This window comes from Ideonella benzenivorans (assembly GCF_020387415.1).
In the GTDB taxonomy this organism is placed as follows: Bacteria; Pseudomonadota; Gammaproteobacteria; order Burkholderiales; family Burkholderiaceae_C; genus Ideonella; species Ideonella benzenivorans.
This window is the reverse complement of sequence record NZ_JAGWCB010000006.1, coordinates 420,361-440,465: the sequence shown is the minus strand read 5'-3', so window position 1 is coordinate 440,465 and position 20,105 is coordinate 420,361. Positions and strand designations below refer to the sequence as shown.

The 20,105-nt window shown below is 72.4% G+C and carries 19 protein-coding genes; 11 read left to right on the top strand and 8 right to left on the bottom strand.

Annotation, left to right across the window (positions count from 1 at the left end):
- Positions 1-41: 41 nt before the first annotated feature.
- From KGA65_RS02920 to KGA65_RS02905, 4 genes are all read right to left on the bottom strand, one after another.
- Positions 42-1,100: an ABC transporter substrate-binding protein gene (locus KGA65_RS02920; protein WP_225861637.1), complete on the bottom strand. Its 1,059-nt coding sequence runs from the start codon at positions 1,098-1,100 to the stop codon at positions 42-44.
- A 76-nt stretch (positions 1,101-1,176) separates the two neighbouring features.
- Positions 1,177-2,040 (bottom strand): SDR family oxidoreductase, encoded by an 864-nt coding sequence (locus KGA65_RS02915; protein WP_225861636.1) that lies wholly within the window; start codon positions 2,038-2,040, stop codon positions 1,177-1,179.
- A 106-nt stretch (positions 2,041-2,146) separates the two neighbouring features.
- Positions 2,147-2,950 (bottom strand): ABC transporter permease, encoded by an 804-nt coding sequence (locus tag KGA65_RS02910; protein ID WP_225861635.1) that lies wholly within the window; start codon positions 2,948-2,950, stop codon positions 2,147-2,149.
- Positions 2,943-3,734: an ABC transporter ATP-binding protein gene (locus KGA65_RS02905; RefSeq protein WP_225861634.1), complete on the bottom strand. Its 792-nt coding sequence runs from the start codon at positions 3,732-3,734 to the stop codon at positions 2,943-2,945. The genes KGA65_RS02910 and KGA65_RS02905 overlap by 8 nt, the downstream gene beginning before the upstream one ends.
- Positions 3,735-3,772: 38 nt before the next feature.
- Between KGA65_RS02905 and KGA65_RS02900 the strand changes: the two genes are divergently transcribed.
- Positions 3,773-4,636 carry an AraC family transcriptional regulator gene (locus KGA65_RS02900; protein WP_225861633.1) on the top strand — a complete coding sequence of 288 codons (864 nt, stop codon included), beginning with the start codon at positions 3,773-3,775 and terminating at the stop codon, positions 4,634-4,636.
- A gap of 9 nt (positions 4,637-4,645) precedes the next feature.
- On the opposite strand, the gene KGA65_RS02895 is transcribed toward KGA65_RS02900, so the two are convergent.
- Positions 4,646-5,560 (bottom strand): LysR family transcriptional regulator ArgP, encoded by a 915-nt coding sequence (locus tag KGA65_RS02895; protein ID WP_225861632.1) that lies wholly within the window; start codon positions 5,558-5,560, stop codon positions 4,646-4,648.
- A gap of 96 nt (positions 5,561-5,656) precedes the next feature.
- Between KGA65_RS02895 and KGA65_RS02890 the strand changes: the two genes are divergently transcribed.
- The 9 genes from KGA65_RS02890 (at position 5,657) to kdpE (ending at position 16,637) form a co-directional block, all read left to right on the top strand.
- The gene (locus tag KGA65_RS02890) at positions 5,657-6,331 is read left to right on the top strand and encodes a LysE/ArgO family amino acid transporter (RefSeq protein WP_225861631.1); all 675 of its coding nucleotides are present in this window, start codon (positions 5,657-5,659) and stop codon (positions 6,329-6,331) included.
- 51 nt (positions 6,332-6,382) lie between these two features.
- Positions 6,383-7,354, top strand: a complete 972-nt coding sequence (locus KGA65_RS02885) for a DMT family transporter (RefSeq protein ID WP_225861630.1) — start codon at positions 6,383-6,385, stop codon at positions 7,352-7,354.
- 81 nt (positions 7,355-7,435) lie between these two features.
- On the top strand, positions 7,436-8,473 hold the full coding sequence (locus KGA65_RS02880; RefSeq protein ID WP_225861629.1) for a GGDEF domain-containing response regulator: 1,038 nt from the start codon (positions 7,436-7,438) through the stop codon (positions 8,471-8,473).
- Between the two features lie 122 nt (positions 8,474-8,595).
- Positions 8,596-8,688: a K(+)-transporting ATPase subunit F gene (kdpF, locus tag KGA65_RS02875; protein WP_225861628.1), complete on the top strand. Its 93-nt coding sequence runs from the start codon at positions 8,596-8,598 to the stop codon at positions 8,686-8,688.
- Positions 8,685-10,478, top strand: a complete 1,794-nt coding sequence (kdpA, locus tag KGA65_RS02870) for a potassium-transporting ATPase subunit KdpA (RefSeq protein WP_225861627.1) — start codon at positions 8,685-8,687, stop codon at positions 10,476-10,478. Before kdpF ends, kdpA begins: the two co-directional genes overlap by 4 nt.
- Before the next feature lie 10 nt (positions 10,479-10,488).
- Positions 10,489-12,564 carry a potassium-transporting ATPase subunit KdpB gene (kdpB, locus tag KGA65_RS02865; RefSeq protein ID WP_225861626.1) on the top strand — a complete coding sequence of 692 codons (2,076 nt, stop codon included), beginning with the start codon at positions 10,489-10,491 and terminating at the stop codon, positions 12,562-12,564.
- A 15-nt stretch (positions 12,565-12,579) separates the two neighbouring features.
- Entirely contained in the window at positions 12,580-13,215 is a 636-nt protein-coding gene (gene kdpC, locus KGA65_RS02860) for a potassium-transporting ATPase subunit KdpC (RefSeq protein ID WP_310740928.1), read from the top strand.
- 6 nt (positions 13,216-13,221) lie between these two features.
- Positions 13,222-15,939, top strand: coding sequence for a DUF4118 domain-containing protein (locus KGA65_RS02855; RefSeq protein ID WP_225861625.1), 2,718 nt, complete (start codon positions 13,222-13,224; stop codon positions 15,937-15,939).
- A complete protein-coding gene (gene kdpE / locus KGA65_RS02850; protein WP_225861624.1) occupies positions 15,936-16,637 on the top strand; it encodes a two-component system response regulator KdpE in 702 nt (233 codons plus the stop codon). The genes KGA65_RS02855 and kdpE overlap by 4 nt, the downstream gene beginning before the upstream one ends.
- 3 nt (positions 16,638-16,640) lie before the next feature.
- On the opposite strand, the gene KGA65_RS02845 is transcribed toward kdpE, so the two are convergent.
- From KGA65_RS02845 to KGA65_RS02835, 3 genes are all read right to left on the bottom strand, one after another.
- A complete protein-coding gene (locus KGA65_RS02845; RefSeq protein ID WP_225861623.1) occupies positions 16,641-17,003 on the bottom strand; it encodes a 6-pyruvoyl trahydropterin synthase family protein in 363 nt (120 codons plus the stop codon).
- 38 nt (positions 17,004-17,041) lie between these two features.
- Positions 17,042-17,674, bottom strand: a complete 633-nt coding sequence (queE, locus tag KGA65_RS02840) for a 7-carboxy-7-deazaguanine synthase (protein WP_225861622.1) — start codon at positions 17,672-17,674, stop codon at positions 17,042-17,044.
- Positions 17,675-17,763: 89 nt separating this feature from the next.
- Positions 17,764-18,999 (bottom strand): hypothetical protein, encoded by a 1,236-nt coding sequence (locus KGA65_RS02835; protein ID WP_225861621.1) that lies wholly within the window; start codon positions 18,997-18,999, stop codon positions 17,764-17,766.
- A 209-nt stretch (positions 19,000-19,208) separates the two neighbouring features.
- Here KGA65_RS02835 and KGA65_RS02830 point away from each other — a divergent pair, with 209 nt between their 5' ends.
- A complete protein-coding gene (locus KGA65_RS02830; RefSeq protein ID WP_225861620.1) occupies positions 19,209-20,096 on the top strand; it encodes a hypothetical protein in 888 nt (295 codons plus the stop codon).
- Positions 20,097-20,105: the final 9 nt, after the last annotated feature.

Below are 20,105 nucleotides of genomic sequence, written 5' to 3'. Positions count from 1 at the left end.
GATGCCCGGCCCCGCAGCGATCCTGCGGGGCTTTTTCATGCTCAGGGCTTCTTGGGGGCGCGGGCCGGGGCCAGCAGGCGCTTCTTCTCGTCCAGCCCCAGGCCGTGGTTGACGAACTGGAAGGTGGCGACCTTCTTCAGGTCCACCTCGCCCGGCCGGTACAGGCCGGCGCGCACCATCTTGTCGTAGAAGTCCTGGATGCGCTCGGGTTTCATCGCGCCGATGCCGGCCGTCAGGCTGTCGCCGCTGTCGACGATGCCCAGCGACTTCATCAAGGCCACCGACTGGTCGATGGTGGCCTGGTCCATTTCCGGGTTGTCCTTCAGGATCAGCGCGTCGGCGGCGCGCCGGTCGCCGTAGAGGTAATGCACCCAGCCCAGGATCGAGGCCTCGACGAAGCGCTTGACCAGGTCGGGCTTCTTCTGCACCGTCTCGACCCGGGTCTCGATCGTCGTGCTGTAGGTGCTGTAGCCGTGGTCGGCCAGCAGGAAGGTCAGCGGCGCGAAGCCGCCCTGCTTGCGGATGCTGATCGGCTCCTCCACCGCATAGCCCTGCTGGATGCTTTTCGGATTCGCCAGGAAGGGCCCCAGGTTGTAGTTGTAGGGCCGCAGCTGCTCGTCCTTGAAGCCCTGCTCGGCCTTCAGCCAGGCCCACCAGGAGAACTGCGCGTCCTTGGCGATGTAGGCCACCGGCGCCTTCTTCAGGTCGGCCCAGGTCTGGTAGCCCTGGCCCGGGTGGGCCATCAGCGCCTGCGGGTCCTTCTGGAACAGGCTGGCCACCGTGATGACGGGCACGCCGTTCTTCACGTTGTCGAAGCTGTGCAGCAGGTTGCCGGTCATCAGGAAGTCGATCTTGCCGGCCGGCAGCAGCGGCCGGTTGTTGACCTGCGGCCCGCCCTGGCGGATCTCCACCGCCAGGCCGTAGCGGGCATAGGTGCCATCGGCCTGCGCCTGGTAGAAGCCGCCGTGCGCGGCCTGCGCTTTCCAGTTGGTGGCAAAGACCACCTTGTCCTGCGCGCCGGCCACCCCGGCCCACCACAGCGACCCCAGCGCCACCCCCAGCAGCACGGCCCGGCGGGCCCCCCGTTGCATCCGCGTCATCGCGACATCCTCCTGATGGCGGCACATGGTAGCGAGGGCCGCCGGCCGCTGCGGCGCCAGGGACTTGGGCCCCGGCTCAGTGCGTCCAGTCCTCGCTGTGTTGCCACAGCGCGCGGGCCAGGGCTTCGTCGCGCCCGGCGGGGCTGGGCTGGGCCGGCGCGCCGTCGCTCCAGTACAGGCCGGACTGGCCGGCCAGCGCGGGGTCGGTGGCGCAGCGCAGCGGCGTGCGGGCGCCCTCGTCCACCGTGATCATGCGGCGCAGCCAGTGGAACAGCGGGCGCAGCGGCGCCGGCACGGTGCGCCAGATGTCCGAGGCCACCACGCCGGGGTGGACCGCATAGGTGGCGACGCCGCTGCCCGCCAGGCGCCGCCCCAGTTCGGCGCTGAACAGCAGGTTGGCCAGCTTGGAGACGCTGTACTCGGGGATGCCGGTGGCCGAGCGGGTCGGCTCGCGCAGGTGTTCGAACGGAATGCCGTCCACCCGGCGGTGGGCGCGGCTGGCGATGGTGACGATGCGCGCGGCCCCGGCGGCCCGCAGCGCCGGCAGCAGGCGCTGGGTCAGCAGGAAATGCCCCATGTGGTTCACGCCGAAGGCCATCTCGAAGCCCGAGCGCGTCAGGCCACGGGCCCCGGCCAGGCCGGCGTTGTTGACCAGCAGGTGCAGCGGCAGGCCCTGGTCGAGGAAGCGCTGCGCGCAGTCGCCCACCGAGGCGAAGTCGCCCAGTTCCAGCGGCAGCCAGGGCGCGGGCCGGGCCCCGGGCAGGGCGTCGATCTCGGCCTGCACCTCGGCCGTTCGCTCGGCGCTGCGGCAGGCCAGGAAGACCCGCGCGCCCTGGCGGGCCAGCTCACGGGCGATCACGCGGCCGATGCCGGTGTTGGCCCCGGTGACCAGGGCCACCTGGCCCGCGAGGGGAAGGGAAACAGGAGGGAGGGTGTTCATCGTGGCCCGCAGGCTAGCCATGCCAGATGACAGCTCATCCGGGCCCGGCGCGGTTTGAGGGTTTCGCCTCGGTCACCGTGTGTATCCGGCGGTGTCTGCGGGGCGTTCAGTCCCGCGCGCTGTCGTGCCAGCGCCGCAGCAGCCAGCGGCCCAGCAGCTCGAAGCCCAGGTGGATCAGCACCCCGGTGGCGGCCACCAGCAGCAGGGCCGCGAACATCTTCGGGATCTCGGTGCGGAAGGCCGCCTCCAGGATGCGCGAGGCCAAGCCGGTGTTGCGGCCGGCAGCGCCGGCGGTGAACTCGGCCGCCACCGCGCCGATCAGGCTCAGGCCGCCGGCGATCTTCAGGCCAGCCAGGAAGTACGGCAGGGCCGACGGGATCAGCAGAAAGCGCAGCGTCTGCCAGCGGCTGGCCTGGTAGAGGCGAAACAGCTCGCGCAGGCCGGCGTCGGCGCTGCGCAGCCCGGCCAGCGTGTTGGCCAGCAGCGGGAAGAAGGCGACGATCCAGGCGCAGATCAGCACCGTGGCCTCGGCGCTGTCGGTCAGGATCATGATCAGCGGCGCCACCGCGATCACCGGCGTGACCTGCAGCACCACCGCGAACGGGGTCAGGCTCCACTCCAGCCAGGGCGACAGCGCGAACAACGCCGCCAGCCCCACGCCGCCGGCGCAGGCCAGCGCCAGCGCGCTGAAGGTGATGCGCACCGTGACCCACCAGCTCGCCAGCAGCGAGCCGGCGTTGGCCCACAGCGTCTGCAACACCAGCAGCGGCCCCGGCAGCAGGTAGGGCGGGATGTCCCAGACCCGCACCGCGGCCTCCCAGCCCGCCAGGGCCAGCCCCACGGCCAGCGTGGGGGCCAGCCAGCGGGCGCGGCGCGCCCGGCGGCCAGACCCGCGCCCGGTGTCAGCCAAGGACCGCTTCCCCGGCCGCGCGGGCCAGCGCTTCGCTCAGCCGGGCGCAGGCGGTGGCAAAGGCCTCGCTCTGGCGGAAGGCCGGCGTGCGGTGGGCCGGACCGTCCACCACCACCTCGTCGAGGATGCGGCCGGGACGGGCGCTCATCACCAGCACGCGCTGGCTGAGGAACACCGCCTCGTACACGCTGTGGGTCACGAACACGGTGGTGAAGGCCGGGGCCTGGCCCTCGGGGTGCCAGAGGTCCAGCAGGGCCTGGTTCAGGCCGAAACGGGTGATCTCGTCCAGCGCGGCGAAGGGCTCGTCGAGCAGCAGCAGCGCGGGCTGCGTGACCAGGGCCCGGGCGATGGAGGCGCGCATCTTCATGCCGCCAGAGAGCTCACGCGGCATGGACTGCGCGAAGTCCAGCAGGCCCACGCGCGCCAGCGCCGCCCGCGCGGCCTCGGCCCGGGGCTCGGCCGCCACCCCTTGCAGGCGCAGCGGCAGTTCGACATTGCTTTGCACGTCCGCCCAGGGCATCAGCGTCGGCTCCTGGAACACGAAGCCGGTGTCGCGCACCGGGCCGCGCACCGGCTGGCCGGCCCGCAGCACCTGGCCGGCGCTGATCGGGTCCAACCCGGCCAGCACGCGCAGCAGCGAGCTCTTGCCGCAGCCCGAGGGGCCCAGCAGGCTGACGAACTCGCCCGGGGCGATGCGCAGGTTCACGTCCTGCAGGGCCTGCAGCCCGGTTTCGTAGCGGCGGTCCACCGCCTTCAATTCGATCAATGCTTGAGGAGACTTCACGGGCGAGACTGTACGCGACGTGGGAAGATGCCCCCGCCATGCCCACCCTGGAGGTCGTGCCCGACCGCTTCCCGCACGCGAGCGATCGCGCCAGCTTCCGCCGCCCGGCCGCGCTGCCCGGGGTGGAGCTCTACCGCGCCCGCATCCTGCGTCATGCCTTCGACCCGCATGCCCACGATGGCTATGGCCTGGGCATGGTCGAGGCCGGCGCCCAGCGCTTCCACTACCGCGGCCAGGACCACGAGGCCCCGGCCGATGCGCTGGTGCTGATGCAGCCGGGCGAGCTGCACACCGGCGCCCCGGCCTGCCCGCAGGGCTGGACCTACCGCATGCTCTATGTCGACGAGGCTGTGCTGCAGGCCCACCTGGGCGAGGCGGCCCCGGCCTGGCACTTCCGCGAGGCGGTGCGGCGCGACGCCCGCCGGGCGCAACGCTTCGGCCAGGCGCTTGGGGCCCTGTGGGAGGCCACCGACGCCGGCGACATCGGCCTGCAGGACGATCTGCTGGCCCGGTGCCTGGACCTGCTGCAGCCGCTGGCCGAGGCCCGGGGCCCCACGCCCGGCCTGGTGGCCGACTTCCGGCCGCTGCTGGCCCGGCTGCGGGACGACCTGGCCCATGCCTGGCGCCTGCCCGAGATGGCGACGCTGGCCGGCATGAGCCCCTGCCACTTCCAGCGCAGCTTCAGCGCCCACCACCAGGTCAGCCCGCACCAATGGCTGATGGCCCAGCGGCTGGCCGAGGCCAAGCGCCTGCTGGCCCGGGGCCAGGCCCCGGCCGAGGCCGCCGCCGCCGTGGGCCTGACCGACCAGGCCCACCTGACCCGGCGCTTCGCGGCGATGTACGGCATCACGCCGGCGCGCTACCAGCGCGAGATCGGCGTGCGCCCCACCCCGCGGGGCTGAGGCCCTGCGTCAGCGGCTGGGGGCCGCGCTGGCCGGCAACACCGCGGCAGCGGCCGCCAGCACCTCACGGGTCAGCGCCGCCGCCACCGGCAGGCCTTGCCGGCACTGCCAGTACAGCGGCACCCCCAGCGGCCGGCCCGGCACCAGCTCCTGCAAACAGCCCTGGGCCAGCGCCTCCCGCACCAAGGGCTCGGGGTTCATGCCCCAGCCCAGGCCGGCCAGGCTGGCGTCGACGAAGGCCTGGGTGGACGGCAGCCAGTGCGTGGGCAGCGCCGGGGCCTCGGCCGTGCCCAGCCACTGGGCCACCCACGCGGTCTGCAAACGGTCGCGCCGGCTGAAGGTCAGGCTGGGCGCCTGGGCCAGGGTGGCGGCATCCACGCCGGCCGCGAACCAGCGCGCGCAAAAGGCCGGGCTGGCGGTGGCGCGGTAATCCAAGGTGCCCAGCGGCACGCTGCGGCAGCCCGGCACGGGCTTGTCCAGCGCGGTGACGGCGGCCACCACCTCGCCGCGGCGCAGACGCTCGGCGGTGTGGTCCTGGTCCTCCAGGCTGATGTCCAGCAGCAGGTCCAGCCCGTCGGCGATGCGGGCGGCGGCCGGCACGAACCAGGTGGCCAGGCTGTCGGCATTGACCGCGATCGGCAGCGTGACCCGCTGGCCGCCACTCGGCCCGGCGCCGGGCAGCTCGGCCGCCAGCGCCCGCTCCAGCAAGGCCACCTGCTCCTGGTGACGGCACAGCCGGGCGCCGGCCTCGGTCGCGCGGGTGGGGGTGTCGCGCACCACCAGCACCTGGCCGGCGCGTTCCTCCAGCAGGCGCACCCGCTGCGACACCGCCGAGGGGGTGAGGTGCAGGGCCCGCGCAGCCCGCTCGAAACTGCCTTCGCGCACCACGGCGGCCAGGGCTTCGAGCAGGGTGTAGTCGTACATGGTGCGCGGGTAGAAAAGAGGCGGTTCAGCCACGCTACCGCGGCTGAAGCAAGTCTAACTGGCCCCCTGGCGGCGGGCCGGGCATGCTGCGCGCCCATGATGTCTTCCGTCCTGCTTCCCGTTCCGGCACCGGCCGGTGCCGCGCCGCTGTGGAACGCGGCCAGCCATGGCCTGGCCCTGTCGCTGGGCCTGATCGTCGCCATCGGCGCCCAGAACGCCTTCGTGCTGCGCCAGGGCCTGCAGCGGGCCCATGTCGGCCCGCTGGTGCTGGCCTGCGTGGCCGCCGACGCGCTGCTGATGGCCGCCGGCGTGGCCGGTCTGGCCGGCCTGATCGGCGGCCACCCCACCCTGGCCCGCGTGCTGGCCGGCGCCGGCATGCTGTTCCTGCTGGCCTACGGCCTGCGGGCCCTGTGGTCGGCGCGCCGGCCCGGCAGCCTGCAGGCCGGCGCCACGGCCCCGCTGAGCCGGCGCCAGGCCCTGCTGCAGCTGGCCGGTTTCACGCTGCTGAACCCGCATGTCTACCTGGACACGGTGCTGCTGGTCGGCTCGGTCGGGGCGCAGCAGCCGAGCTGGGCGGCGCGCGGCGCCTTCGTGGCCGGGGCGGCCAGCGCCAGCGCGCTGTGGTTCACCACCCTGGGTTATGGCGCGCGCTGGCTGGCGCCCTGGTTCGCCCGGCCCCGGGCCTGGCAGCTGCTGGACGGCCTGATCGGCGCGATGATGCTGGGGCTGGCCTGGCAGCTCTGGCCGCTGGCGCGCGGCCTGGCCGGCTGAGCAAGACGGTACAAGACCGCCCGGACCGGAACGCCTAAGCTCGCGGCCATCATGGGAATGGGAATCTTCTTCGCGCTGGCCGCCGGCCTGATGTGGGGCTTGGTGTTCGTCGGCCCGCTGTGGCTGCACGACTACCCGGCCGTGATGCTGTCCTTCGGCCGCTACCTGGCCTTCGGCCTGATCGCGCTGCCGCTGGCCTGGCTGGACCGGGCCGAGCTGCGCCGGCTCGGCCGGGCCGACTGGCTGGAGGCCGCCAAGCTCTCGCTGGTGGGCAACATCGTCTATTACCTGTTCCTGGCCTCGGCCCTGCAGCGGGCGGGCGGGCCCTTGCCGACGATGATCATCGGCACCCTGCCGGTGGTGATCGCGGTCAGCGCCAACCTGCGCGACGCCCGGCGGGACGGCCGCCTGCCCTGGCGCAAGCTGCTGCCCTCGCTGGCCCTGATCGCCACCGGCCTGGCGCTGGTCAACCAGGTGGAGCTGGACCACCTGCGCGCCGACCCGCAGGCCGACCTGGGCCGCTATGCGCTGGGGGCGCTGCTGGCCGGGGGCGCCGTGGTCTGCTGGACCTGGTATCCGCTGCGCAATGCCGACTGGCTGCGCGCCCATGCCGAGCGCAGCCCGCGGGCCTGGGCCACGGCGCAGGGCCTGGCCACGCTGCCGCTGGCGGCGCTGGGCTTCGCCCTGACCTGGGTCGTCTTCGCCCTCGCCGAGCCGGCCTGGCCGATGCCGCTGGGGCCACGGCCGGGGCCCTATGTCGGGGCGATGTTCACGATCGGCCTGCTGGCCTCCTGGCTGGGCACGCTGTGCTGGAACGAGGCCAGTCAGCGCCTGCCCACCACGCTGGTGGGCCAACTGATCGTGTTCGAGACACTCTCGGCCCTGGGCTATGCCTACCTGCTGCGCCAGCAGTGGCCGGCCCCGGCCACGCTGGCCGGCATCGGGCTGCTGGTGGCCGGGGTGGTCTGGGCGCTGCGGGTCAAGCCCGAACCGGCCCCCGCCCAGACGCCGGCCGCCTGCTGACTCAAGTTTTCCCCGGTCCGAGCCGATAAGCAGGGACATGCGGGGTATCTCCCCCGCTCACGCACGCCCCTGCTGTACCCCATGGCCCGCCCCGACGCTGTCCGTCTGAAGGTGTTGCTGGTTGACGACCAGCTGTCCCACCGCGCCGCACTGAGCGCCGAATTGCAGGCCATGGGCCATGACGTGGTGGAGGCCGGCAATGCCGAGGACGCGGTCGCCCTGTTCACCAGCCTGCGGCCCGATGCCGTGCTGCTGGACGTGGCAATGCCCGGCCACAACGGCCACTGGGCCGCCCAGCAGATCCGCCAGGCCGAGCCCGAGGGCTGGACGCCGATCCTGTTCTTGTCGGGCTGCGTGTCGGACGTGGACCTGGCCGCCGGCATCGAGGCGGGTGGCGACGACTACCTGTTCAAGCCGGTCTCACCGGTGGTGCTGCAGGCCAAGCTGCGCGCCATGCAACGCCTGTGGAGCCTGCACCACCAGCTGCAGATCCTGACCGACCAGCTGCGCGCCAGCAATGCCGACCTGCAGGTCCAGTCGCTGCACGACCCGCTGACCGGGCTGGCCAACCGCCGTGGCCTGGACATCCGGCTCGACGAGGCCTTGCGCACCGCCCGGCGCGAACACCAGCCGCTGACGCTGATCCTGTGCGATGTGGACAACTTCAAGGCCTACAACGACACGGCCGGTCACCTGCAGGGCGACCAGTGCCTGATCCGCATCGCCCAGGTGTTGGGGGAGACCTCCCGCCGCCCGCGCGACCTGGCTGGGCGCTTCGGCGGCGAGGAGTTCGTGATCCTGCTGCCGGGCACCTCGCACTCCGGCGCGATGTACTTCGCCAAGGGACTGCAGCGCCTGATCCACCAGCTGGCCCTGCCGCACCCGGCCACCGATGGCCGGACCTGCGTCACGCTGTCCGGTGGCATCACCACCGTCGTGCCCGATGGCAACACCACCATCGAGTCGCTGCTCTCGCGCGCGGATGCGGCGCTCTACACCGCCAAATCGCTGGGCCGGGACCGCTTCTTCTGCTTCGAGACCCAGACCGACACCCGCACCGGCCTGGCAGAGGTGCCCGACTACGACCGCGAGCAGGGCAGCACCGCCACGCTGTTCTGAGCGCCGGCCGCGACGCCGGGAGGCGGGCGCGTCTTGATGGTTTCTTGACGCCGGCCGCGGGAATCTTGTCCGCGCCTTGATGCGGCGCTTCCTAGCATTCCTCCAACACTTTGGAGGATCTCATGGACCCGCTGGAATGGACAGCCGCCGCCCTCGCGCTGGCGCTGCTCGTCTACCTCGTCGCCGCCCTGCTGCGGCCGGAGGACTTCTCATGACCGCCGCGGCCTGGATGCAACTGGCCGCCTTTCTGGCGGTGTTGCTGGTGGCCGCCTGGCCCCTGGCACGCTGGATCGACGCGGTGATGGCCGGGCGCTTCCGGCCTGGCCACAGGGTGGAGCGCCCGCTCTACCGCCTGGCCGGCGTGCGCGCCGACCAGGAATCGGGCTGGCAGCGCTACACCCTCGGCCTGCTGCTGTTCAACGCGCTGGGGGTGCTGGCCGTGTTTGCGCTGCAGCGGCTGCAGGACGTGCTGCCGCTCAACCCGCAGGGCCTGCCAGCGGTGGCCCCCGACCTGGCCTTCAACACCGCGGTCAGCTTCGTCACCAACACCAACTGGCAGGCCTATGGCGGCGAAAGCACGATGGCCTACCTGACCCAGATGCTGGCACTGACGGTGCAGAACTTCCTGTCGGCGGCCACCGGCATCGCGGTGGTGGTGGCGCTGGTGCGCGGCTTCGCGCGCCATTCGGCCCAGGCCATCGGCAACGTCTGGGTGGACCTGACCCGCGCCACGCTGTGGGTGCTGCTGCCGCTGTCCTTCGTGTTCGCGCTGGCCATGGTCGGCCAGGGCGTGATCCAGAACCTCCGGCCCTACGCCACCGTGCAGACGGTCGAAGCCTTCCAGTGGCAGGAACCCCGCCTGGGCGAGGATGGCCTGCCCGTGAAGGACGCCCAGGGCCAGACGGTGCTGCAGGACAAGCAGGACCAGCACCAGACCCTGGCCATGGGCCCGGTGGCCTCGCAGCTGGCCATCAAGATGCTGGGCACCAACGGCGGCGGCTTCTTCAACGCCAACTCGGCCCACCCCTTTGAGAACCCGACGCCGCTGGCCGACTTCCTGCAGATGCTCGCCATCTTCCTGATCCCGGCCGCGCTGTGCTTCGTCTTCGGCCGGATGGTGGGCGACCCTCGCCAAGGCTGGGCGGTGCTGGGCGCGATGACGGCGATGTTCGTCGTGATGGCGGTGCTGGCCACCGCGGCCGAGCAGCAGGGCAACCCCGGGCTGAGCGCCCTGGGCGTGGACCAGCAGGCCAGCGCCCTGCAGAGCGGCGGCAACATGGAAGGCAAGGAGGTGCGCTTCGGCATCAATGCCTCCAGCCTGTTCGCCACCATCACCACCGCCGCCTCCTGCGGCGCGGTGAACGCCATGCACGACTCGTTCACCCCGCTGGGCGGCGCCGTGCCACTGGTGCTGATGCAGCTGGGCGAGGTGGTGTTCGGCGGCGTCGGCTCCGGCCTGTACGGCATGCTGGTGTTCGCCATCATGGCGGTGTTCATCGCCGGGTTGATGATCGGCCGCACGCCCGAGTACCTGGGCAAGAAGATCGAGATCTTCGAGATGAAGATGGTGGCGATCGCCATCCTGGTCACGCCGCTGCTGGTGCTGGCCGGCACCGCGGTGGCGGTGCTGACCGACGCCGGCCGGGCCGGCCTGGCCAACCCGGGGGCGCACGGCTTCTCGGAAGTGCTCTACGCCTTCAGCTCGGCGGCCAACAACAACGGCAGCGCCTTTGCCGGCCTGTCGGCCAACTCGCTGTTCTACAACCTGATGCTCTCCGTCGCGATGGCGCTGGGCCGCTTTGGGGTGATCGTGCCGGTGCTGGCCATCGCGGGCTCGCTGGCCGCCAAGAAGCGCCTGGCCGTGACCGAGGGCACGCTGCCCACCCACGGTCCGCTGTTCATCGTGCTGCTGATCGGCACGGTGCTGCTGGTGGGCCTGTTGAACTACGTGCCCGCCCTGGCCCTGGGGCCGGTGGTCGAGCACCTCGCCCTGTGGGCACATTGAAGGAGCCCCCATGTCCCGTACAACCCTGACCCTGTTCGACCCGGCGCTGGTGCGCCCGGCCCTGGTCGATGCCGTGAAGAAGCTGGACCCGCGCGTGCAGTGGCGCAACCCGGTGATGTTCGTCGTCTATGTCGGCAGCGCCTTCACCACCGCCCTGGCCGCCGCCCAGCCCAGCCGCTTCACGCTCGGCGTGGCGGTGTGGCTGTGGTTCACCGTGCTGTTCGCCAACTTTGCCGAAGCCCTGGCCGAGGGCCGCAGCAAGGCCCAGGCCGCCAGCCTGCGCGGCCTCAAGCGCCAGACCTGGGCCAAGCGCCTGACCGACTACCAGCGTGGCACGCCGCAAGGCCAGCTCAAGTGGCACCCGCTGGAGGCCGATGCGCTGCGCAAGGACCAGCATGTGCTGGTGGAAGCCGGCGACGTGATCCCCGCCGACGGCGAGGTGGTGGACGGCGTCGCCTCGGTGGACGAGAGCGCCATCACCGGCGAATCGGCCCCGGTCATCCGCGAATCCGGCGGCGACTTCAGCTCGGTCACCGGCGGCACCCGTGTGCTGTCGGACTGGATCGTGGTGCGCGTCACGGTGAACCCGGGCGAGACCTTCGTCGACCGCATGATCGCGATGGTGGAGAACGCCAAGCGGCAGAAGACGCCCAACGAGATCGCGCTGACCATCCTGCTGGTGGCGCTGACCATCGTCTTCCTGGGCGTGGTGGCCACGCTGCTGCCCTACTCCGTCTTCAGCGTGCAGGCCTCCGGCGCCGGCCAGCCGGTGGGCCTGGTGGTGCTGGTGGCCCTGCTGGTCTGCCTGATCCCGACCACCATCGCCGGCCTGCTCTCGGCCATCGGCGTGGCGGGCATGAGCCGCATGATGCAGGCCAACGTCATCGCCACCTCCGGCCGGGCGGTGGAGGCCGCCGGCGACGTGGACGTGCTGCTGCTGGACAAGACCGGCACCATCACGCTGGGCAACCGCCAGGCCGCCGCCTTCGTGCCCGCCCCGGGCGTGAGCGAGATGACACTGGCCGATGCGGCCCAGCTGGCCTCGCTGGCCGATGAAACCCCCGAAGGGCGCAGCATCGTGGTGCTGGCCAAGCAGCGCTTCCAGCTGCGCCAACGCGAGCTGGCCACGCTGCAGGCCGAGTTCGTGCCCTTCACCGCGCAGACCCGCATGAGCGGGGCCGATCTGCCGCAGGCTGGCGGCACGCCCCGGGTGCTGCGCAAGGGCGCGGCCGACGCAGTGCGCCGCCATGTCGAAGCCCTGGGCGGCGACTGGCCCGCGGCGCTGCAGACCAGCGTGGAGGACGTGGCCCGCCGCGGCAGCACGCCGCTGGTGGTGGCCGACGGCCGCCAGGCCCTGGGTGTGGTCGAGCTCAAGGACATCGTCAAGGGCGGCATCCGCGAGCGCTTTGCCGAGCTGCGCCGCATGGGCATCCAGACGGTGATGGTGACCGGCGACAACCGGCTCACCGCGGCCGCCATCGCCGCCGAGGCCGGGGTGGACGACTTCCTCGCCGAGGCCACGCCCGAGGCCAAGCTGGCCCTGATCCGCGAACACCAGGCCGCCGGCCGCCTGGTGGCCATGACCGGCGACGGCACCAACGACGCCCCCGCGCTGGCCCAGGCCGACGTGGCGGTGGCGATGAACACCGGCACCCAGGCCGCCAAGGAGGCCGGCAACATGGTGGACCTGGACAGCAACCCCACCAAGCTGATCGAGATCGTCGAGACCGGCAAGCAGATGCTGATGACCCGCGGCTCGCTGACCACCTTCAGCATCGCCAACGACGTGGCCAAGTACTTCGCCATCATCCCGGCGGCCTTCGTCAGCACCTACCCGGCGCTGGGCGCGCTCAACGTGATGCACCTGGCCAGCCCAGGCTCGGCCATTCTGTCGGCGGTGATCTTCAACGCGCTGATCATCGTCGCGCTGATCCCGCTGGCCTTGAAGGGCGTGCCCTACCGCGCGGTGGGTGCGGCCGTGCTGCTGCGCCGCAACCTGCTGATCTACGGCCTGGGCGGCGTCATCGTGCCGTTCATCGGCATCAAGGCCATCGATCTGCTGATCGCCGGCCTGGGCCTGGCCTGACCCCAAGGAGTCTCCATGAACACGCTCACTGCAACCCCGGCCGCCGCGCCCATGTCCAACGCCGAAGGCCTGTGGCGCCCGGCCGTCGTGCTGTTCGCCGCCCTGTCGCTCGTCACCGGCCTGGCCTATCCGCTGGCCGTGACCGGCGTGGCCCAGACGGCCCTGCCCGCGCAGGCCAACGGCAGCCTGATCCAGCGCGGTGGCCAGGCCATCGGCTCGCGCCTGATCGGCCAGCCCTTCAGCGATCCGGCACACTTCTGGGGCCGCCCGTCGGCCACCAACCCCATGCCGAACAACGCCGCCAATTCCGGAGGGTCCAACCTGGGCCCCAGCAACCCCGCCCTGGTCGACGCGGTGAAGGGGCGCATCGCCGCCCTGAAGGCGGCCGATCCGGGCCAGACGGCCGCGGTGCCGGTGGACCTGGTGACCGCCTCCGCCAGCGGGCTGGACCCGCACATCAGCCGCGTCGCCGCCGACTACCAACTGCCCCGCATCGCCCGGCTGCGGGGCCTGCCCGAGAACGCCTTGCGCGCCCTGGTCGAGGCCCACACCGAGCGCCCCTGGCTGGGCTTCCTGGGTGAGCCGCGGGTCAATGTGCTGCAGCTCAACCTGGACCTGGACGCCAGCCACCCGCTGCCGCCCCGGTCCTGATCCGGCATGAATGGCGACCCCCGCCCCGATCCCGACGCCCTGCTGCGCCAGGTCCAGGCCGACGAGGCCCAAGCCCGGCGCGGCAAGCTGAAGATCTTCTTCGGCGCCTGCGCCGGCGTGGGCAAGACCTACGCCATGCTGGCCGCCGCGCGCAGTGCGCTGCAGGCCGGCACCCCGCTGGTGGTCGGGCTGGTGGAGACCCATGGCCGCCCGGACACCGAGGTCATGGCCCGCGACCTGCCGCAGCTGCCGCGCCGCAGCGTGCCCTACCGGGGCCGACAGCTCGACGAATTCGACCTGGACGCCGCGCTGGACTTCGGCCGCACGCACGCGGGCGCGCTGGTGCTGCTCGACGAGCTGGCGCACAGCAATGCCCCCGGCTCGCGCCACCCCAAGCGCTGGCAGGATGTGGAGGAACTGCGCGACGCCGGGCTGGACGTCTGGACGACGATGAACGTCCAGCACCTGGAGAGCCTCAACGACATCGTCAGCGGCATCACCGGCATCCGGGTCTGGGAGACCGTGCCCGACACCTTGTTCGACGCCGCCGACGAGGTGGTGGTGGTGGACCTGCCGCCCGACGAGCTGCTGGACCGGCTCAAGGCCGGCAAGGTCTACCTGCCGCAACAGGCCGAGCGCGCCGCCGCGCACTTCTTCCGCAAGGGCAACCTGCTGGCCCTGCGCGAGCTGGCGCTGCGCCGCACGGCCGACCGGGTGGACGGCCAGATGCAGGACTACCGGCGCCGCAGCGCGGTGCGGGTGGTGTGGCCCAACCGCGAGGCCCTGCTGGCCTGCGTGGGCCCGGGCGATGGTGCCGAGAAGGTGGTGCGCCGCTGCGCCCGCCTGGCCGCGCAGCTGGACGTGCCCTGGCATGCGCTGCATGTGGAGACGCCCGCCCTGCGCCGCCAGCCCGATCGGCAGCGCGAGCGCCCACAACAGGTGCTGAAGCTGGCCCAGGACCTGGGGGCCAGCATCGCCACCGTGCCGGCCACCGAACTCGGCCCGGCGCTGGTGCGCTATGCGCGCGAGCACAACCTTTCGCGCCTGGTGATCGGGCGCCGCCCGCGGCGCTGGCCCTGGCCGCCCACGCTGGCCGGCCAGGTCGCCGGGCTGGCCGAGGATCTGGACGTGCTGCAGGTGGCCCTGTCCCCGGCGGCGGGCACGCCGCTGCGCCCTGCCGCACCCACGCCGCGCAGCGGGCCGCCCGAATGGCGCGGCTATGCCGCCGCACTGGCGGCCTGCGCACTGATCACCCTGCTGTGCACGCCGCTGGCCCGGGTGCTGGAGCTGAGCAACATCGTCATGCTGTTCCTGCTCGGCGTGGTGGGCGTGGCGCTGCGCCACGGGCGCGGGCCGGCGGTGCTGGCCGCCTTCGTCGGCGTGGGCCTGTTCGACCTGTTCTTCGTGCCGCCGCGCTTCTCGTTCGCGGTCAGCGACGTGCAGTACCTGCTGACCTTCGTCGTGATGCTGGTGGTCGCCCTGGTGGTCGGCCAGTTGACGGCCGGGCTGAAGTTCCAGGCCGAGGAGGCCCAGCAGCGCGAGCACCGGGTGCGCCGGCTCTATGAGATGGCGCGTGACCTCTCGGCCGCGCTGATGCCCGCGCAGGTGTCGGACATCGGGGCGCGCTTTCTGGCCGCCGAGTTCGGTGCCCGCGCCACCTTGCTGGTGGCCGACGACGACGGCCCCTTGCAGGCCCTGCCCGGCGGCCAGGCCACGGTGGACCTGGCCGTGGCCCAATGGGCCTTCGACCGCAGTGAGCCCGCTGGCCACGGCACCGACACGCTGCCCGCCAGCCCCTGCCTGATGCTGCCGCTGCGCGCGCCGATGCGCACCCGCGGCGTGCTGTGCGTGGAACCCGGCCGGCCCGGCGTGGTGGGGCTGGAACAGCGCCGCGTGCTGGAGACCTGTGCCTCGCTGCTGGCGATCTCGCTGGAGCGCATCCACTACATCGAGGTGGCCCAGGCCAGCACGCTGCAGATGGAGTCGGAGCGGCTGCGCAACTCGCTGCTGTCGGCCATGTCACACGACCTGCGCACGCCGCTGGCCTCGCTGCAGGGCCTGTCCGAGACCCTGGAATGGACCGCGCCGCCGCTGGCACCGGCCCAGCAGGAGATCGTGCAGGCCATCCAGCAGTCGGCCCGGCGCATGAGCGCACTGGTCAGCAACCTGCTGGACATGGCCCGGCTGGAGGCCGGCACGGTGCAGCTGCGCCGCGACTGGCAGCCGCTCGAGGAGGTGGTGGGCAGTGCGCTGGCCGAATGCCAGCCCTTCCTGGGCGAGCGGCCGGTGCAGGTCCAGCTCGACGAAGGGCTGCCGCTGCTGGCCCTGGATGCAGCGCTGTTCCAGCGCGTGTTCGTCAACCTGCTGGAGAACGCCGCCAAGTACACCCCGGCCGGCAGCCCGGTGGAGATCCGCGCCCGGCGGGAGGACACGCAGGTGGTGATCGAGGTGGACGACCACGGGCCCGGCCTGCCGCAAGGCCGCGAGGAGGCGCTGTTCGAGAAGTTCGAGCGCGGCCAGCGCGAGAGCGCCACCCCCGGCGTGGGCCTGGGCCTGGCGATCTGCCGCGCCATCGTGCAGGCCCATGGCGGCACCATCACCGGCGAGAACCGTTGGGAGGACGGCCGGTTGGCCGGCGCCCGCTTCACGCTGCGCCTGCCGGTGGGTCAGCCCCCGGGCGACGATGGCAGCCTGACCGCCACCCCGCTAGCATCGGCCCCATGAGCGAGCCCCTGCCCCATGTGCTGGTCGTCGAGGATGACCCCGACATCCTGCGCTTCGTGCGCCTGGCGCTGGAAAGCCAGGGCCTGGAGGTGCACACCGCCGACGGCGTGCAGCGCGGCCTGATCGAGGCCGGCACCCGCCGCCCGGAGCTGATCGTGCTGGACCTGGGCCTGCCCGATGGCGACGGGGTGGACCTGATCCGCGACCTGCGTCAGTGGTCGGCGGTGCCGGTCATCGTGCTGTCGGCGCGCAGCCAGGAGACCGACAAGATCGCGGCACTGGATGCGGGCGCCGATGACTACCTGGTCAAGCCCTTCGGCAGCGGCGAGCTGCTGGCCCGGGTGCGGGCGCAACTGCGCCGCCACAGCCAGCAGACCGCCCAGGGCGAACCCACCCAGCGCTTTGGTGACATCGCCATCGACCTGGTGCACCGCACCGTCACCCGCGCGGGCGAAGCGCTGCACCTCACACCCATCGAGTACCGGCTGCTCACCCACCTGGCGGCCCAGCCCGACCGGGTGGTCACCCACCAACAGCTGCTCAAGGCCGTCTGGGGCCCCGGCCACACCGAGGACACCCACTACGTGCGGGTGCACATGGCCAACCTGCGCAAGAAGATCGAGGCCGACCCCTCGCGCCCGCGCCACCTGATGACCGAAACAGGCATCGGCTACCGGCTGGTGGCGCAAGCGCGCTGAGCGTCAGCGCGTGAGCCGGCAGCGGTCGCCGCTGGCCTCGCGGCGCACCTCGACACAGACCAGCTTGGCGCCGTAGACCAGCTCCATCGCACGCCAGAGGTAGGCGCACAGATTCTCCAGCGTGGCCGGGCCCAGGCCGGCCACCTCGTCGAGGAAGCGGTGGTCCAGCTCGCGGCGCAGGGTCTCGATGTTGCGGCGCAGGTAGCCCAGGTCCACCACCATGCCGCCCTCGTCGGGCGCACCGCCCAGCGTCACCTCGGCGATGTAGGTGTGGCCGTGGATGCGCAGGCTGGGCTCCACATCCACCGTGCGGTGCAGGGTGTGGGCAGCTTCGAAATAAAAGGTCTGGCTGAGTTCGTACTTCATGGTCAATCTTCGTCGGGAGGTCGTGGACGGCGGTCGGGTCAGCGGATGCCCAGCACCTTGTGGGTCTGCACCGAGAGCCGCCAGCGCGGATCGGCCAGACAGCGCGCGGTGGCCCAGGCGGTGTTCTCACGCGCCAGCGGGCCGTCCATCGCCTGCAGGAAATGGTGCTCGAACGGCAGCTCGGCCAGTGACCCCAGGTCCAGGCCCGGCTGCGGCACCACCACCTTGAGCTCCTGCCCGGCGCGCAGCACCAGGGTGCTGCCGGCCTTGGGGCTGACGCAGATCCAGTCCAGCCCGGGGGGCGGCGCCACGGTGCCGTTGGTCTCGACGGCGATGCGGAACTGGCGCGCGTGCAGTGCGTCGATCAGCGCGGCATCGACCTGCAGCAGCGGTTCGCCGCCGGTCAGCACCACCAGCCGATGCCCGGCCCCGGCCGGCCACTGGGCTGCGATCTGCTCGGCCAGGGCCTCGGCGCTGGCGTACTTGCCGCCCAGCGTGCCGTCGGTGCCGACAAAGTCGGTGTCGCAGAACTGGCAGACGGCGCTGGCGCGGTCTTCCTCGCGGCCGCTCCAGAGGTTGCAGCCGGCGAAGCGGCAGAACACCGCCGGGCACCCGGCATTGGCACCCTCACCCTGCAGGGTGTAGAAGATTTCCTTGACGCTGTAGGTCATGGCGGGGCCGGGTGGCTCGCGAAACAGGCGAGGCCCGGGACAGAGAGTCGAACGACCCGCGATTGTCCGACATCCCGCCCGCCGAAGCCTCAGCCCACGCCGGCCAGGTGCAGGGCCGCCGTGTCGGTCAGGCCGGACAGCCGGTCGCACAGCAGGCGTGCCCAGGCGTCCGGGGGGACGCTGTCGTGCGCCGGCAGGCCCAGCAGCGCCGGGTCGGTCCAGGCCCGGTGCCACAGGCGCTGCAGGGCCTGGCGCCCATCGCTGGCGGCGGCCTGCGCCGGTGGCCAGCGGGTCCAGGCCTGCGTGACCACCGCCTGCAACTGGGCCAGGAAGGCGTCGGCCGGGGCGATCCACTGCGCCCGGTGGTGCAGCAGGGGCTCGTCCAGCGTGGCGTCGGCCTCCACCTCGACCGAGATCAGCATCGCGTTGACCAGCGTGCCGATGGCCCCGCGGCGCGCCGGCCCGGCACCGCCGAACAAGGCCTCGGCCAGCCGATCCGGGTCCAGCGCCACCGCCTCGGCCCAGACCGGCTCGGGCTGCACGCGGGCCCATTCCTCCCGCCGCACGGCGCCGGCGGCCAGCGCGTCGTCCAGCCCATGCACCGCCTGGGCCACCGCCTCGGCCAGCCTCACGAGGCTGGCATCCAGCGTCAGCGCCTGGCTGGCCGCGGCCGGCCGCACCGGGCCCAGCAGGACCTGGCGGTCACGGTCGCTCAGGGGCTGCAGCAGCCACTCCTGCCAGGCCAGGCAGGCGGCATCCCGCCCCGGAGTGGGCAGCGCCAGCATGGCCCGGTGCAGCAGGCCCATCAGCGTGCGACGGGTCAGGTCCAGACCATGGCCCTCGGTGTGCGGCTCCAGCCACTGCACCAGGCGCAGAGCCTGCCAGCCAGGGTGGAAGCCGCCGTGCGGCTGCATCAACACGGCCAGCGTCTCATCGCCGGCCGCGCCGAACGGGGCGTGGCCCAGGCTGCGGCCCAGCGCGATCGCCTCCAGCAGGTTCACGTCGGGCAGGCTGTCCAGCCAGGGCTCACCGTGCGCATGCAGGTGCTGCAGCGCGCGCAGCATGCCGCGCGAGAGCTGCGACACCTCCAGCACATGGGTCTGCCAGGAGCGCGGCAGCATGGTCTGCAGCAGCCCCGGCACCTGCGACTTGCCCATCAGCCGACGGGCCGCCGCGGCGTGCAGCAGCCGCGCCCGGTCACGGGCATACGGGTCGCGGTATTCGCTGGAGCGGGCCCGCAGCAGGTCCTCGCCCGAGTGGCGGGCCCGCCAGACCCAGCGGCTGCCAGCGGCCAGGCCGGCCGGGAAGGGATGACTCAGGTCCATGGTCGGCTCCTTGGGACACAGGGGTCTGCGCACGCTAGGCCGCCGCCGCCCACGCCGGGCCTGGGTGCAACCCATGGATGCAGTGCACCAATGGCTCCGGGTGTGACAGGTTGCCGGTTTTCGAGGGGGCCACCGTCCCCTGCCGGGGTGACGCCGGACCTGCCGGACCGACGCATCATGCAGCGCTGGTCCTCTCTGCTGGAGTCACGATGGACACCCTGACCGTCATCCCGGCCGACACGCTGTTCGGCGCCAATCCCCCCGACCTGGGCGGCTACGGCCGCCGGCTGCTGGCCGAGGGCGATTCCTGGTTCACGATCGGCGCGCTCAACCCGTTTCGCAGCAGCAACCTGCTGCTGAACCTGAAGGTCACGCAGTCGACCGTGGTCATCAACTGCGCCTATCCCGGCGACACCCTGGTGCAGATGGTGGACCATGTGCACGACCCGCATTTCGACCGCCTGCTGCGCTACCCCAACTTCGCCAGCCGATGGGAGGGCATCCTGCTCTCGGCCGGGGGCAACGACCTGATCGCCGCCGCGCAGCAACGCCCCCGCCACCGGGACGGCCACGCCGCCGCCTGGGACGAGCGCCTGCTGCTGACCCCCGCCGAGGCCGCGCAGGTCCACCCCGGCGTGACGGGCCCGGAGCGCTACCTGAGCGAGCCCGGCTGGCAGCGCCTGGCCGGCTACCTGGTGAGCAACCTGACCGAGCTGGTGCAGCGGCGCGACCAGGGCATGAACCGGGGCGTGCCGCTGCTGCTGCACACCTACAGCGCGCCGGTGGTGCGGCCCTGCGGCGTGCTGACCGCCCCGCAGGGTTGGCTGTGGCCCGCCTTCGAGGCCTTCGGCATCCCGGTGGTCGACCGGCAGGCGGTGTCGGACCGGCTGTTCGAGCGCCTGCGCCGGCTGTGGCTGGACAGCGCGCCCACCCTGCCCCAGGTGCAGGTGTTCGACAGCGCGGCCGTGCCGCTGACCCCGGCCCAGCCGGGCAGCACCCAGCCCTCGGGCGACTGGGTCAACGAAATCCACCTGACCCGCGCGGGCTACGCCAAGCTGGGCCGGGCCATGGGCCCCTGGATGGAGGCCCGGCTGTGACGCCGCGGG